A 14,839-nucleotide genomic window follows, 5' to 3' on the forward strand; every position below is an offset into this window, starting at 1 on the left:
GACGTGCCGACGCATGAGCACCACACCGACCACACCGAACGCACCGAGCGGGGCCAAGCCGGCGAAGGGGCCCGCCCAGGTCCAGACCAGAGATCGCCTGCAGGCGCAGCGCAAGGCCGAGACCCTGATCGAGGCGCTGCCGTGGTTCGAGCAGTTCCACGGTTCGATCGTCGTGATCAAGTACGGCGGCAACGCGATGACCGACGACGTGCTGAAGCGAGCCTTCGCCCAGGACATCGTGTTCCTGCGCTACGCCGGCCTGCGGCCGGTGATCGTGCACGGCGGCGGCCCACAGATCAGCGAGATGCTCAACCGGCTCGACATCCACAGCGAGTTCCGGGGCGGTCTGCGGGTGACCACACCGGAGGCGATGGAGGTCGTCCGGATGGTGCTCGTGGGCCAGGTCGGGCGGGAGCTGGTCGGGCTGGTCAACTCCCACGGTCCGTTCGCGGTCGGCCTGTCCGGTGAGGACGCCGGCCTGTTCACCGCCGAACGCCGCACGGCCACCGTCGACGGCGACGCGGTCGACATCGGCCTGGTCGGCGACGTCGTGTCCGTACGCGCCGAGGCGGTCCGCGACCTGATCGAGGCCGGTCGCATCCCGGTCGTGTCGAGTGTCGCGCCCGACGTCGACGGGCAGGTGCACAACGTCAACGCCGACACCGCCGCTGCCGCGCTCGCCACCGCGCTGGGCGCCCGCAAGCTCGTCGTGCTCACCGACGTGGAAGGCCTCTACCGCGACTGGCCGACCAGCGACGAGGTGATCAGCGAGCTGGACGCCACCGAGCTGGCCGGGCTGCTGCCGTCGCTGGCATCGGGCATGGTGCCGAAGATGGAGGCGTGCCTGCGGGCCGTGCGTGGCGGGGTGCCGCAGGCGCACGTGATCGACGGGCGGGTCGCGCACTCGCTGCTGCTGGAGATCTTCACCGACGAGGGCATCGGCACCATGGTGGTGCCGGTGCAGCAGGAGGGAACCTACGCATGAGTGTCTGGCCGCAGTACGACACCTGGGCGCAGCGGTTCTCCGCCGCCCTGATGCCCAACTACGGCGTCCCGCCGGTGGCGCTCGCCCGCGGTGAGGGATGCACGGTCTGGGACCTCGACGGCAACAGCTACCTCGACTTCATCGCCGGCATCGCGGTGTCCTCCCTCGGGCACGCGCACCCGGCACTGGTGGAGGCCGTTTCGAGCCAGGTCGCCACCATCGCGCACACCTCCAACCTGTTCCTCCACCAGCCCGAGGTGCTGCTCGCCGAACGCCTGCTCGCCCTGCTCGGCCACGACGGCCGGGTGTTCTTCGCCAACAGCGGGACCGAGGCCAACGAGGCGGCGCTCAAGCTGGTGCTTCGCAACGCCACCGGCACCGGACGTCGCTACGTCGTGGCTGCCGACAACGGCTTCCACGGTCGCACCCTGGGCGCCCTCGCGCTGACCGGCAAGGCAGCGATCCGCGAGCCGTTCGGGCCGTTCGGCATCGACGTGCGGTTCGTCCCCTACGGCGACGCCGACGCGTTGAAGAACGCCGTCACCGACGAGTGCGCGGGCGTCTTCCTCGAACCCACCCAGGGGGAGGCCGGCGTGGTCCCGCCGCCGCCCGGCTACCTCACCGCCGCCCGGGAGATCTGCGACGCGACCGGCGCTCTGCTGGTGCTCGACGAGATCCAGAGCGGCGTCGGCCGGACCGGCACGTGGTTCGCCCACCAGCACGAAGGCGTACGCCCCGACGTCCTCACCCTCGCGAAGGGGCTCGGCGGCGGGCTGCCGATCGGCGCCTGCATCGGCGTCGGCCGGTTCGGCCAGACCTTCGCCAAGGGCGACCACGGCTCGACCTTCGGCGGCAATCCCGTCGCGGTCGCGGCCGCTCTCGCCGTCCTCGACACCGTCGAGGCGGAGGGCCTGCTCGACCACGTGGCGAAGGTCGGTACCGAGCTCGCGGACGCCATCTCCGCGCTGCCGCACCCGCTGGTGTCCGGGATCCGCGGCCGGGGGCTGTGGCTCGCGGTCCTGCTCGCCGAGCCCAGGGCCGCACAGGTGCAGGCCGCCGCCCAGCGGGCTGGGTTCCTCGTCAACGCCGTGCAGCCGGACGCGATCCGGCTGGCACCGCCCCTGATCGTCACGTCGGAGCAGGCTCGATCCCTGGTCGACGCGCTGCCCGGCATTCTCGACACCGCCTCGACCGAGGAGTCCTGATGGTGCGGCACTTCCTGCGGGACGACGACCTGAGTGGCGCCGAGCAGGCGCAGGTGCTCGACCTCGCCGACACGATGAAGAAGGACCGCTTCGCGTTCCGCCCGCTGGAAGGGCCGCGTGTCGTGGCCGTGCTGTTCGACAAGTCCTCCACCCGCACCCGGGTCTCCTTCAGCGTCGGCATCGCCGAGCTCGGCGGCTACCCGATGGTGATCGACGCCCAGAGCGCCCAGCTCGGACGCGGCGAGCCGATCGCGGACACCGCCCGGGTGCTCGACCGTCAGTGCGCGGCGATCGTCTGGCGCACGGCCGGCCAGGAACGCATCGAGGAGATGGCCGCGGCCAGCGCGGTGCCCGTCGTCAACGCGCTGACCGACGAGTTCCACCCGTGCCAGATCCTCGCCGACCTGCAGACCGTCCGCGAGCACAAGGGGCGGCTGGCCGGCCTCCGGCTCAGCTACCTCGGTGACGGCGCCAACAACATGGCGCACTCCTACCTCCTCGGCGGCGCGACCGCGGGCATGCACGTCCGCGTTGGCACCCCGCGCGGCTACCAGCCGGACCCGGCGGTGCTGGCCTGGGCCACCGAGCTCGCCACCGCCAGCGGTGGATCGGTCGCGGTGGTCGGTGACCCCCGGGAGGCGATCGAGGGTGCGGACGTGGTGGCGACCGACACCTGGGTGTCGATGGGTCAGGAGGAGGAGGCGGCCAGCCGGTCCGCACCGTTCGTTCCGTTCGCCCTGACCGAGCAGGCGATGAGTCACGCCGCATCCGACGCGATCGTGCTGCACTGCCTGCCCGCCTATCGAGGCAAGGAGATCGAGGCCGGCGTCATCGACGGACCGCGCAGTGTCGTCTGGGACGAGGCCGAAAACCGCCTGCACGCGCAGAAGGCCCTGCTCACCTGGCTGCTGGAGCGGACGCGGGAAGAGCGCCCGGGTGAGGAGGTGCGATGAACCACGAGACGACCGGGCAGGCCTCCGCCAAGGGGGCCCGTTCCCGGTCCACCAGGGAGGATCCCTCCGTGACCGGTGACCAGGCGCCGTCGAGGACCGGCCGGAAGGCAGCGCGGTCCGCTGCGCCGAAGGTGACCGACGTCGACCTGACCACGCCTCGCCATGGCACGGACGTGCCCCGCGTGGCGATGACGAAGACCGCCCGCCACCAGTACGTCGTGGAGGTGCTGTCGCGTACGGAGGTGCGGTCGCAGGCCGAGCTGGCCGACCGGCTGGCCCAGGAAGGGATCGCGGTGACGCAGACCACCCTGTCCCGCGACCTGGACGAACTCGGCGCGGTCCGGGTGCGCACCGCCGGCGGCGCCCTCGTCTACGCCCTGCCCGGCGAAGGCGGCGACCGCACGCCACGGGCCACCCCGGACGCCCCCTCGGTGGCCGAGGCCCGGCTGGCCCGGGTCTGCGGCGAACTCCTCGTCTCGGCGGTCCCGTCGGCCAACCTCGTGGTGCTGCGCACGCCGCCCGGGGCGGCTCAGTTCTTCGCCTCCGCCCTCGACCACGCCGAACTCCCCGGTGTCATCGGCACCATCGCCGGGGACGACACTGTGCTCGTGGTCGCCCCCGAACCCGACGGCGGTGCCACCGTCGCCGACCAACTGCTTGCGCTCGCTCGCAAGAACCAACCCACGAAGGAGCAATGACATGACCGAGCGCGTGGTGCTCGCCTACTCGGGCGGGCTCGACACTTCCGTGGCGATCGGCTGGATCGCCGAGCAGACCGGTGCGGAGGTCGTGGCCTGCGCGATCGACGTCGGCCAGGGCGGCGAGGATCTGGACACGATCCGCAAGCGGGCCCTGGAGTGCGGCGCGGTCGAGGCCGTCGTCGTGGACGCCAAGGACGAGTTCGCCGACGGCTACTGCCTTCCGGCTCTCGCCACCAACGCCCTGTACATGGAGCGGTACCCCCTGGTCTCCGCCCTGTCCCGGCCGCTGATCGTCAAGCACCTCGTCGGGGCGGCCCGGCAGCACGGTGCGAGCGTCGTGGCGCACGGCTGCACCGGCAAGGGCAACGACCAGGTCCGGTTCGAGGTCGGCGTCGGCGCGCTGGCTCCCGACCTGAAGGTGCTGGCTCCGGTCCGCGACTTCGCCTGGACCCGGGAGAAGGCGATCGCCTACGCCGAGCAGCACGGGCTGCCGATCGACGTCAGCAAGAAGTCGCCGTTCTCCATCGACCAGAACGTCTGGGGCCGCGCCGTCGAGACCGGGTTCCTCGAGGACCTGTGGAACGCCCCCACCGAGGACGTCTACGACTACACCCAGGACCCCGCCGCTGCCCGCGAGGCCGACGAGGTGGTGGTGACCTTCGAGTCCGGTCGTCCGGTCGCTCTCGACGGCCGGCCGGTGACGATGCTGGAGGCGATCCAGCAGCTCAACGCCCGCGCCGGGGCACAGGGTGTCGGCCGGCTCGACCTGGTGGAGGACCGCCTGGTCGGCATCAAGAGCCGGGAGATCTACGAGGCGCCGGGTGCGATCGCGCTGATCACCGCGCACCAGGAGCTGGAGAACGTCACCGTTGAGCGCGACCTCGCGCGGTTCAAGCGCCAGGTCGAGCAGCGCTGGACCGAGCTGGTGTACGACGGGCTGTGGTTCTCGCCGCTGAAGCGGGCCCTGGACAGCTTCGTGGACGCCTCGCAGGAGCAGGTCTCCGGTGACATCCGGATGACCCTGCACGGTGGCCGCGCGGTCGTGAGCGGTCGCCGGAGCGCCGCCTCGCTCTACGACTTCAACCTCGCGACCTACGACGAGGGCGACGTGTTCGACCAGTCGCTGGCCCGCGGGTTCGTGGAGCTGTGGGGACTTCCCAGCAAGATCGCCGCCAAGCGTGACCTCGGGAAGTCCTGAGTCACCGCACCACGACGAGGAAGGAACTCCGTGATCGAGCAGCACCCGCCGGGTGGGCAGCCCACCCGGCTCTGGGGCGGCCGCTTCGCCGCCGGTCCTGCCCAGGCACTGGCCGCTCTGTCGAGGTCGGTGCACTTCGACTGGCGGCTGGCGCCGTTCGACCTAGCGCAGACCCGTGCCCACGCCCGGGTGCTTCGCCGAGCGGACCTGCTCACCGATCCGGAGCTGGCCCGGGTCGAGGAGGCGATCGACGTGCTCGTCTCAGAGGTGGCGGCCGGCATGTTGGCGCCTCAGCCCGACGACGAGGACGTCCACACCGCGATCGAACGCGAACTCCTGGACCGGCTCGGCCCGCTCGGGGGCAAACTGCGGGCCGGCCGGAGTCGCAACGACCAGGTGGCGACGGATTTCCGGCTGTACCTCCGCGCGCAGGCGCGGGTCCTCGTCGCCCTGGTGGCCGACCTGCAGGAGGCACTGCTGGAGCAGGCCGAGCAGCACGCCGCCTCGCCGGCCCCCGGTTTCACCCACCTCCAGCACGCGCAACCCGTCGCCTTCGGCCACGAGCTCGCCAAGCACGTGCACGCGCTGGCCCGTGACGTCGACCGGCTGCGTGACTGGGACGACCGGGCGGCCACCTCACCACTGGGGGCAGGCGCGCTCGCCGGCTCCTCGCTGCCGCTCGACCCGGAGGCCGCCGCCGCCGACCTCGGATTCGTCCGGGCGGCCGAAAACTCCCTGGACGCGGTGTCCGACCGGGATTTCGTGGCGGAGTTCCTCTTCTGCACGGCGATGCTCGGCGTCCACCTGTCCCGGCTGGGCGAGGAGTACTGCCTCTGGGCGTCCACCGAGTTCGGCTGGGTTCGGCTCGACGACGCGTTCGCCACCGGCTCGTCGATCATGCCGCAGAAGAAGAATCCCGACGCGGCCGAACTCGTCCGCGGCAAGTCCGGCCGGCTGATCGGGCACCTGACCGGAATGCTCGCCACGTTGAAGGGCATGCCGTTCGCCTACAACCGTGACCTGCAGGAGGACAAGGAGCCCGTCTTCGACACGGTGGACCAGCTCGTCCTCGTTCTGCCCGCGATCACCGGCATGGTGGCGACCAGTACGTTCGACACGGAGCGGATGGCGGCGGCCGCCCCGCTGGGGTTCGCGCTCGCCACCGACGTGGCGGAGTGGCTGGTACGCCAGGGCGTGGCGTTCCGTGACGCGCACGAGATCGCCGGCGCCTGCGTACAAGCGTGTGAACGGCGCGGCGTCGACCTGCCCGACCTCAGCGACGACGACCTGGCGGCGATCTCGCCCCATCTCACACCGCAGGTCCGCACCGTGCTGAGCGTCCAGGGCGCGCTGGACGCGCGCTCGGCACTCGGCGGCACCGCGCCGGCTCGGGTGCGCGACCAGTTGTCCCGGCTCCGGCCGGGCACGGAAGAGGCTCGGGAGTGGGCACGCGGGGGATGACCGACGATCTGCGCGCCCTGCTCACCCGGCCGGTGCTAGAGGTGGCACCGGCCCTGCTCGGCCGCGTGGTCGAGCACCGGACAGCGGAGGGGCTGGTCGCCGTCAGGTTGACGGAGGTGGAGGCGTACGACGGCCCCAACGACCCGGGCTCGCACGCCTACCGCGGCCGGACCGCACGCAACGCGGTGATGTTCGGCCCACCGGGCCACCTCTACGTCTACTTCACGTACGGCATGCACTGGTGCATCAACCTCGTGTGTGGCACGAACGGGCACGCCAGTGCGGTCCTGCTCCGGGCCGGCGAGGTGATCGCGGGGGAGAAGCTCGCCAGGTCGCGACGGCCGGCGGCCCGTTCGGCCCGCGACCTCGCCCGCGGACCGGCCCGGCTCGCCCAGGCACTGGGCGTGGACCGCGCCGGAAACGGTCTGGACGCCTTTGCCCCGTCCTCGCCCGTACGCCTCACACCGGGCGAGCAGGTGCCCGGGACGCGAATCCGCCGCGGTCCGCGGATCGGGTTGGCGGCCGCCGCGGACTGGCCGTGGCGATTCTGGGTGGACGCCGAGCCAACAGTCTCCGTCTACCGCGCGCACGCGCCCAAGCGTCGCCGGACGGCCGCAGAACCACCCGCCCCCACCAGCGCCGCACCCGACTCGGGCACTCTTGGAGTCGAGGCAGCCACCGCTGAACCATCGATTCGACCGAGGAAGGAACCACGGTGACCGGTCCCGGGGACAAGACAGAGCAGCCGGCGCAGGCAGCGCACTCGGCACAGTCGGTGCTGGACGACCTGCGCTGGCGCGGCCTGCTCGCTGAGTCGACCGACGAGGACGCGCTCCGCGCCGCGCTCGCGGAGGGACCCGTCACCTATTACGTCGGTTTCGACCCGACCGCACCGAGCCTGCACCACGGCAACCTCGTCCAGCTCGTGACCGCTCGGCGGCTGCAGCAGGCCGGCCACACGCCCCTGCTCCTGATCGGCGGGTCCACCGGCCTGATCGGGGATCCCAAACCGGACGCCGAACGCACCCTGAACGACCCGGAGACGGTGGCCGGCTGGGTCGAACGCCTGAAGCGGCAGGTCACGCCGTTCGTCGACTTCGACGGCCCGAACGCCGCACAGATCGTGAACAACCTCGACTGGACGGCACCGGTCAGCGTTCTGGAGTTCCTCCGCGACATCGGCCGGCACTTCCGGGTCAACAAGATGATCCAGAAAGAGGTCGTGAAGGCGCGCCTGGACACCGAGCAGGGGATCGGCTACGCCGAGTTCAGCTACCAGATCCTGCAGGCGTTCGACTACCTCGAGCTGTACCGCCGGTACGGCTGCACCCTGCAGACCGGCGGCAGCGACCAGTGGGGCAACATCACCGCCGGCGTCGACCTCATCCGCAGGGCAGAGGGCACCACCGTGCACGCGATGGCGACGCCGTTGCTCACCCGGTCCGACGGCACGAAGTTCGGCAAGAGCGCGGGCGGCCTGACCGTCTGGCTGGACCCGGAGATGATGTCGCCGTACGCCTTCTACCAGTTCTGGTTCAACACTGCCGACGCCGACGTCGGCCAGTACCTCCGGGTCTTCAGCTTCCGCTCCCGGGAGGAACTGGAAGTGCTGGAGAAGACCACGGCCGAACGCCCGGCCGCCCGGGAAGCCCAACGGGTCCTGGCCGAGGAGCTCACCACGCTCGTGCACGGCGCGGACGAGTGTGCCCGGGTGATCGCCGCGTCCGGAGCGCTGTTCGGCCGCGGCGCCCTCACCGACGTCGATGCCCGAACCCTCGACGCGGCGCTGCGTGAGGCCCCGCACGTTCGCGTCGAACGCGACACCGGGGGTGCGCTGCCACCGCTGGTCGATCTCCTCGCCGACACGGGTCTGGTGGCCAGCAGGTCCGCGGCACGGCGAACCATCGACGAGGGCGGCGCCTACCTCAACAACGAGCGGATCACGTCGGTCGATTCCGTGGCATCCACCGGCGACCTGCTCCACGACCGCTGGCTGGTCCTGCGGCGCGGGAGACGCAACGTCGCCGGCGTCGAGGTGGCCCCCTAGGTTCCGTCCACGCGCGCTCCCGGCTGTCGGGGCTCTCGGGTCTGTCCTGCGGAGGTCCGCTCGGGCGGGAACGGATCCGAGTGCCTGCCAGGAGCAGCTGGCGAGGTCGGCAGTTCGTGGAGGGGCCCGATTTGACGGGCCCCTCGTAGATCCGTATAGTCCTACTCGCTCCGCACGGGTCGCGGGACGCCACCTGGCGGCCGGTCCGGCGGGGATCCTCTTCGAATCGACACCGTTCGTTCGGTGCACTGCTTTGTGCGCGTCGAGTGGATCGAGACGAGGGACCGACTTGCGAAGGGCCCGATTTGCCGGGTTGCGAAGAGGTCGGTAAGATTTACCGGGTCGCTGAGAGCGCGGGACACCGAGAGGTGGCCGGTCCGGTGACAACACCCCGAACGAAACAAAGCCTGACGCCGGAGTCCGTTCTCCCGGAAGAGGGTCATGCTTCATGGGGTGAATCGGTTCGAAATCACCCGATTTGCCTGGGTGAGAGCGAATCGATAAGCTAAGCGAGTTGCCTTGGAGCCGGGCTGGGAGGTCTGGTTCTGGTGTGTGTCTGATCCTTGAGAACTCAACAGCGTGCCGAAAGTCGATGCAGTGTTTTTTGCCCCGTTGGCAAGGTGCTGTGCGTGCCTGATGGCTTTGGTCTGATGGTGTGTGTGGTGTTTTGTCGCGGATTCCTTTGGTGACAGGCAACCTGTGGGTTGTTTGTTTGCTGGGGTGGCTTTTTGTTGGTTTTCAACGGAGAGTTTGATCCTGGCTCAGGACGAACGCTGGCGGCGTGCTTAACACATGCAAGTCGAGCGGAAAGGCCCTTCGGGGTACTCGAGCGGCGAACGGGTGAGTAACACGTGAGCAACCTGCCTTCAGCTCTGGGATAAGCCTGGGAAACTGGGTCTAATACCGGATATGACCTCTGCCTGCATGGGTGGTGGTGGAAAGATTTATTGGCTGAAGATGGGCTCGCGGCCTATCAGCTTGTTGGTGGGGTGATGGCCTACCAAGGCTTTTACGGGTAGCCGGCCTGAGAGGGCGACCGGCCACACTGGGACTGAGACACGGCCCAGACTCCTACGGGAGGCAGCAGTGGGGAATATTGCACAATGGGCGGAAGCCTGATGCAGCAACGCCGCGTGAGGGATGACGGCCTTCGGGTTGTAAACCTCTTTCAGCGGGGACGAAGCGTGAGTGACGGTACCCGCAGAAGAAGCGCCGGCCAACTACGTGCCAGCAGCCGCGGTAACACGTAGGGCGCGAGCGTTGTCCGGAATTATTGGGCGTAAAGGGCTCGTAGGCGGTTTGTTGCGTCGAAAGTGAAAATCCGGGGCTTAACTCCGGACTTGCTTTCGATACGGGCAGACTAGAGGTAGGCAGGGGAGAGTGGAATTCCTGGTGTAGCGGTGGAATGCGCAGATATCAGGAGGAACACCGGTGGCGAAGGCGGCTCTCTGGGCCTTACCTGACGCTGAGGAGCGAAAGCGTGGGGAGCGAACAGGATTAGATACCCTGGTAGTCCACGCCGTAAACGTTGGGCGCTAGGTGTGGGGGACTTCCACGTTCTCCGTGCCGCAGCTAACGCATTAAGCGCCCCGCCTGGGGAGTACGGCCGCAAGGCTAAAACTCAAAGGAATTGACGGGGGCCCGCACAAGCGGCGGAGCATGTTGCTTAATTCGATGCAACGCGAAGAACCTTACCTGGGTTTGACATGCAGAGAAATCTCGTAGAGATACGGGGTCCGTAAGGGCTCTGCACAGGTGGTGCATGGCTGTCGTCAGCTCGTGTCGTGAGATGTTGGGTTAAGTCCCGCAACGAGCGCAACCCTCGTCCTATGTTGCCAGCGGGTAATGCCGGGAACTCATAGGAGACTGCCGGGGTCAACTCGGAGGAAGGTGGGGATGAGGTCAAGTCATCATGCCCCTTATGTCCAGGGCTGCAAACATGCTACAATGGTCGGTACAATGGGCTGCGAAATCGTAAGGTGGAGCGAATCCCTAAAAGCCGGCCTCAGTTCGGATCGGGGTCTGCAACTCGACCCCGTGAAGTTGGAGTCGCTAGTAATCGCGGATCAGCAACGCCGCGGTGAATACGTTCCCGGGCCTTGTACACACCGCCCGTCAAGTCATGAAAGTCGGCAATACCCGAAGCCGGTGACCTAACCCCTTGTGGGATGGAGCCGTCGAAGGTGGGGCTGGCGATTAGGACTAAGTCGTAACAAGGTAGCCGTACCGGAAGGTGCGGCTGGATCACCTCCTTTCTAAGGAGCTTTTCTGGCGGCCGTCGTGGTGGTTTCACTGTGGTGGTTGTTCAGGGCGCCGTTGTCCGGCCGAGTGTGTCGGAGCGGTGAGCTCATTTAGTGGAGCATCGGCTAGTGGGTGTTTGCCCATGGTTTCTGCGTGGCCTAGTACTGCTCTCGCTGCCTTTGGTGGTGGGGTGTGGAACGGGGCGTGGGCTGTGGGTGGCGCTGAGGCACGTTGTTGGGTCCTGAGGGATCAGGCCCACCACGCAACGGTTGTTGTGTGGTGGTTTTGGTTTCCTTGGGTTGTCGGGCCGTTCCTTCACCGAACGGCCACCCGGGTTTCGCCGGCGGGATGTTGTTCTCGTTTCGGGGTTGTTCGTGGTGGTGTGCGGTGGTTGTGGGGTGGTGTCCGTTCGTTTCTTGAGAACTGCATAGTGGACGCGAGCATCTTTGTTTTGCCGAGAACTGTGTGTCTGTTTGTTGTGACAAGTTAGTAAGGGCACTCGGTGGATGCCTTGGCACCAGAAGCCGATGAAGGACGTAGGAGCCTGCGATAAGCCCCGGGGAGTTGGCAACCGAGCTGTGATCCGGGGGTGTCCGAATGGGGAAACCCGGCTGGAGTCATGTCCAGTCACCGGCGCCTGAACACATAGGGCGTTCGGAGGGAACGCGGGGAAGTGAAACATCTCAGTACCCGCAGGAAGAGAAAACAATTGTGATTCCGTGAGTAGCGGCGAGCGAAAGCGGAAGAGGCTAAACCGTGTAGGTGTGATAGCTGGCAGGTGTTGCCTATGCGGGGTTGTGGGATCGTCTTGTCGGAGCTGCTGATCCGGCGAGGAGTTATAAACCGCTGCGGAAGTCGAAGGGTCTGGAAAGTCCCGGCATAGCAGGTGATACCCCTGTAGACGTAACGTGGTGGCTCCTGGACGTGTTCCCAAGTAGCACGGGACCCGTGAAATCTCGTGTGAATCTGGCGGGACCACCCGCCAAGCCTAAATACTTTCTGGTGACCGATAGTGAACCAGTACCGTGAGGGAAAGGTGAAAAGTACCCCGGGAGGGGAGTGAAATAGTCCCTGAAACCGTGTGCCTACAATCCGTCGGAGCGTCTCCTTTGTGGGGTGTGACGGCGTGCCTTTTGAAGAATGAGCCTGCGAGTTAGTGGTGCGTGGCGAGGTTAACCCGTGTGGGGGAGCCGTAGCGAAAGCGAGTCCGAACAGGGCGTGTGAGTCGCGTGCTCTAGACCCGAAGCGGAGTGATCTACCCATGGGCAGGGTGAAGCGCGGGTAAGACCGCGTGGAGGCCCGAACCCACCGGCGTTGAAAAGCCGGGGGATGACCTGTGGGTAGGGGTGAAAGGCCAATCAAACTCCGTGATAGCTGGTTCTCCCCGAAATGCATTTAGGTGCAGCGTCGCGTGTTTCCTACCGGAGGTAGAGCACTGGATGGTCTAGGGGGCCGACAAGCTTACCGAAATCAGCCAAACTCCGAATGCCGGTAGGTGAGAGCGCGGCAGTGAGACTGCGGGGGATAAGCTTCGTAGTCGAGAGGGAAACAGCCCAGATCACCAGCTAAGGCCCCTAAGCGTTCGCTAAGTGGAAAAGGATGTGGAGTCGCAGAGACAACCAGGAGGTTGGCTTAGAAGCAGCCACCCTTGAAAGAGTGCGTAATAGCTCACTGGTCAAGTGATTCTGCGCCGACAATGTAGCGGGGCTCAAGCGAACCGCCGAAGCTGTGGCATTCACGTATTGTTCGGCTCTGCCTTTCGGGGTGGGGTCCAGACGTGTGGATGGGTAGGGGAGCGTCGTGTGGCGTGTGAAGCGGCGGGGTGACCCAGTCGTGGATGCTACACGAGTGAGAATGCAGGCATGAGTAGCGAAAGAGGAGTGAGAAACTCCTCCGCCGAATGACCAAGGGTTCCAGGGCCAGGCTAATCCGCCCTGGGTAAGTCGGGACCTAAGGCGAGGCCGACAGGCGTAGTCGATGGACAACGGGTTGATATTCCCGTACCGGCTTTGTCGCGCCCATGCTGAGCCCGGTGATGCTAAGCGCCCGAGCCTGGTTCGACCTTTCGGGGTTGTTCTGGGTGAGCGCGTGAACCGATCCGGTAGTAGGCAAGCGATGGGGTGACGCAGGAGGGTAGCTCTACGCGGCGATGGTAGGCGAAAGCTGATCCGCGGGCAAAGGTGTAGGACGAGACGTTGGTAAATCCGCGTCTTTTATGTCTGAGACCTGATGCCGAGCCGATTGAGGCGAAGTGAGTGATCCCATGCTGCCGAGAAAAACCTCTAGTGAGTGACAAGGCCGCCCGTACCCCAAACCGACACAGGTGGTCAGGTAGAGAATACCAAGGCGATCGGGCGAACCGTGGTTAAGGAACTCGGCAAAATGCCCCCGTAACTTCGGGAGAAGGGGGACCGGATCCGTGAGGGGACTTGCTCCCTGCAGCGGTGAAGGTCGCAGAGACCAGGCCCAAGCGACTGTTTACTAAAAACACAGGTCCGTGCGAAGTCGCAAGACGATGTATACGGACTGACGCCTGCCCGGTGCTGGAACGTTAAGGGGACCGGTTAGACCTCACGGTCGAAGCTGAGAACTTAAGCGCCAGTAAACGGCGGTGGTAACTATAACCATCCTAAGGTAGCGAAATTCCTTGTCGGGTAAGTTCCGACCTGCACGAATGGCGTAACGACTTGGGCGCTGTCTCAACCACGGACCCGGCGAAATTGCACTACGAGTAAAGATGCTCGTTACGCGCAGCAGGACGGAAAGACCCCGGGACCTTTACTACAGCTTGGTATTGGTGGTCGGTTCGGTTTGTGTAGGATAGGTGGGAGACTGTGAAGCCTGGACGCCAGTTCGGGTGGAGTCAACGTTGAAATACCACTCTGATCGTATTGGCTGTCTAACCTCGGTCCGTTATCCGGATCAGGGACAGTGCCTGGTGGGTAGTTTAACTGGGGCGGTTGCCTCCCAAAATGTAACGGAGGCGCCCAAAGGTTCCCTCAGCCTGGTTGGCAATCAGGTGGCGAGTGCAAGTGCACAAGGGAGCTTGACTGTGAGACCGACAGGTCGAGCAGGGACGAAAGTCGGGACTAGTGATCTTACGGTGGCACGTGGAAGCGCCGTGACTCAACGGATAAAAGGTACCCCGGGGATAACAGGCTGATCTTGCCCAAGAGTCCATATCGACGGCATGGTTTGGCACCTCGATGTCGGCTCGTCGCATCCTGGGGCCGGAGCAGGTCCCAAGGGTTGGGCTGTTCGCCCATTAAAGCGGTACGCGAGCTGGGTTTAGAACGTCGTGAGACAGTTCGGTCCCTATCCGCTGTGCGCGCAGGAGACTTGAGAAGGGCTGTCCCTAGTACGAGAGGACCGGGACGGACGAACCTCTGGTGTGCCAGTTGTTCTGCCAAGAGCACCGCTGGTTGGCTACGTTCGGAAGTGATAACCGCTGAAGGCATCTAAGCGGGAAGCACGCTTCAAGATGAGGTCTCCCACCGGGTTAACCGGGTAAGGCCCCCAGAAGACGACTGGGTTGATAGGCCAGATGTGGAAGCGAGGACTAAAGACTCGTGAAGCTGACTGGTACTAATAGGCCGAGGGCTTGTCACACACCACACCCCCTACGGGGTGTGAGCATCACACGTGACGAACGCAAAAACGAAGACTGTGCGTCCACTATGCGGTTCTGAAGACACGAACCACCCACCCCGCCACACAACCCCGGCGGGCCGGCAACGGCCCAGGGTGTGTGTGGGCCCGGCAGTTGTGGTTGCTGGTTCATATCTTCACAGCGTTACGGCGGTCATGGCGAAGGGGAAACACCCGGTCCCATTCCGAACCCGGAAGTTAAGCTCTTCAGCGCCGATGGTACTGCAGGAGGGATCCTGTGGGAGAGTAGGACGCCGCCGGACATACATTGGTTGAGGGCCACCCCACACGGGGTGGCCCTCAGTCATGTCCGGCACCGATTTTCTGGGCGGGCCCAGATCCTGATCGAACGGCCCCCACGACACCGGGCGACAACCCGGTTCGACCCACGCGGCAAGAT

Annotated in this window: 8 protein-coding genes and 3 rRNA genes; all 11 read left to right on the forward strand. The window is 66.1% G+C overall.

The features are described 5' to 3' along the window. Nucleotides 1-13 precede the first annotated feature (13 nt). The 11 genes from argB (at nucleotide 14) to rrf (ending at nucleotide 14,702) form a co-directional block, all read left to right on the forward strand. The gene (gene argB / locus F4554_RS14560) at nucleotides 14-985 is read left to right on the forward strand and encodes an acetylglutamate kinase (protein WP_179787874.1); all 972 of its coding nucleotides are present in this window, start codon (nucleotides 14-16) and stop codon (nucleotides 983-985) included. Next, complete coding sequence (locus F4554_RS14565; RefSeq protein WP_179787875.1) at nucleotides 982-2,190, forward strand: acetylornithine transaminase; 1,209 nt, start codon at nucleotides 982-984, stop codon at nucleotides 2,188-2,190. The genes argB and F4554_RS14565 overlap by 4 nt, the downstream gene beginning before the upstream one ends. Then, nucleotides 2,190-3,143 carry an ornithine carbamoyltransferase gene (gene argF, locus F4554_RS14570; RefSeq protein WP_179787876.1) on the forward strand — a complete coding sequence of 318 codons (954 nt, stop codon included), beginning with the start codon at nucleotides 2,190-2,192 and terminating at the stop codon, nucleotides 3,141-3,143. Before F4554_RS14565 ends, argF begins: the two co-directional genes overlap by 1 nt. Then, nucleotides 3,140-3,841: an arginine repressor gene (locus tag F4554_RS14575; protein WP_337796045.1), complete on the forward strand. Its 702-nt coding sequence runs from the start codon at nucleotides 3,140-3,142 to the stop codon at nucleotides 3,839-3,841. The genes argF and F4554_RS14575 overlap by 4 nt, the downstream gene beginning before the upstream one ends. 1 nt (nucleotide 3,842) lies before the next feature. Continuing rightward, nucleotides 3,843-5,042: an argininosuccinate synthase gene (locus tag F4554_RS14580; RefSeq protein WP_179787877.1), complete on the forward strand. Its 1,200-nt coding sequence runs from the start codon at nucleotides 3,843-3,845 to the stop codon at nucleotides 5,040-5,042. 30 nt (nucleotides 5,043-5,072) lie between these two features. Beyond that, nucleotides 5,073-6,503, forward strand: coding sequence for an argininosuccinate lyase (gene argH / locus F4554_RS14585; RefSeq protein ID WP_179787878.1), 1,431 nt, complete (start codon nucleotides 5,073-5,075; stop codon nucleotides 6,501-6,503). Continuing rightward, a complete protein-coding gene (locus F4554_RS14590; protein WP_179787879.1) occupies nucleotides 6,500-7,222 on the forward strand; it encodes a DNA-3-methyladenine glycosylase in 723 nt (240 codons plus the stop codon). Before argH ends, F4554_RS14590 begins: the two co-directional genes overlap by 4 nt. Beyond that, nucleotides 7,219-8,550 (forward strand): tyrosine--tRNA ligase, encoded by a 1,332-nt coding sequence (tyrS, locus tag F4554_RS14595; protein ID WP_337796046.1) that lies wholly within the window; start codon nucleotides 7,219-7,221, stop codon nucleotides 8,548-8,550. Before F4554_RS14590 ends, tyrS begins: the two co-directional genes overlap by 4 nt. 738 nt (nucleotides 8,551-9,288) lie before the next feature. Beyond that, a 16S ribosomal RNA gene (locus F4554_RS14600) occupies nucleotides 9,289-10,805 on the forward strand. Nucleotides 10,806-11,270: 465 nt separating this feature from the next. After that, nucleotides 11,271-14,400: ribosomal RNA gene (locus F4554_RS14605) — 23S ribosomal RNA — on the forward strand. A gap of 185 nt (nucleotides 14,401-14,585) precedes the next feature. Then, a 5S ribosomal RNA gene (gene rrf, locus F4554_RS14610) occupies nucleotides 14,586-14,702 on the forward strand. The 16S, 23S and 5S rRNA genes sit together here, the layout of an rRNA operon. Nucleotides 14,703-14,839: the final 137 nt, after the last annotated feature.

It is taken from the genome of Actinopolymorpha rutila, assembly GCF_013407855.1.
Lineage (GTDB): Bacteria > Actinomycetota > Actinomycetes > Propionibacteriales > Actinopolymorphaceae > Actinopolymorpha > Actinopolymorpha rutila.

What these genes read in the sequence shown, in the direction of transcription:
- argB (WP_179787874.1), top strand. Translation starts at nt 14, where the DNA reads ATGAGCACCACACCGACCACACCGAACGCACCGAGCGGGGCCAAGCCG.
- F4554_RS14565 (WP_179787875.1), top strand. Translation starts at nt 982, where the DNA reads ATGAGTGTCTGGCCGCAGTACGACACCTGGGCGCAGCGGTTCTCCGCC.
- argF (WP_179787876.1), top strand. Translation starts at nt 2,190, where the DNA reads ATGGTGCGGCACTTCCTGCGGGACGACGACCTGAGTGGCGCCGAGCAG.
- F4554_RS14575 (WP_337796045.1), top strand. Translation starts at nt 3,140, where the DNA reads ATGAACCACGAGACGACCGGGCAGGCCTCCGCCAAGGGGGCCCGTTCC.
- F4554_RS14580 (WP_179787877.1), top strand. Translation starts at nt 3,843, where the DNA reads ATGACCGAGCGCGTGGTGCTCGCCTACTCGGGCGGGCTCGACACTTCC.
- F4554_RS14590 (WP_179787879.1), top strand. Translation starts at nt 6,500, where the DNA reads ATGACCGACGATCTGCGCGCCCTGCTCACCCGGCCGGTGCTAGAGGTG.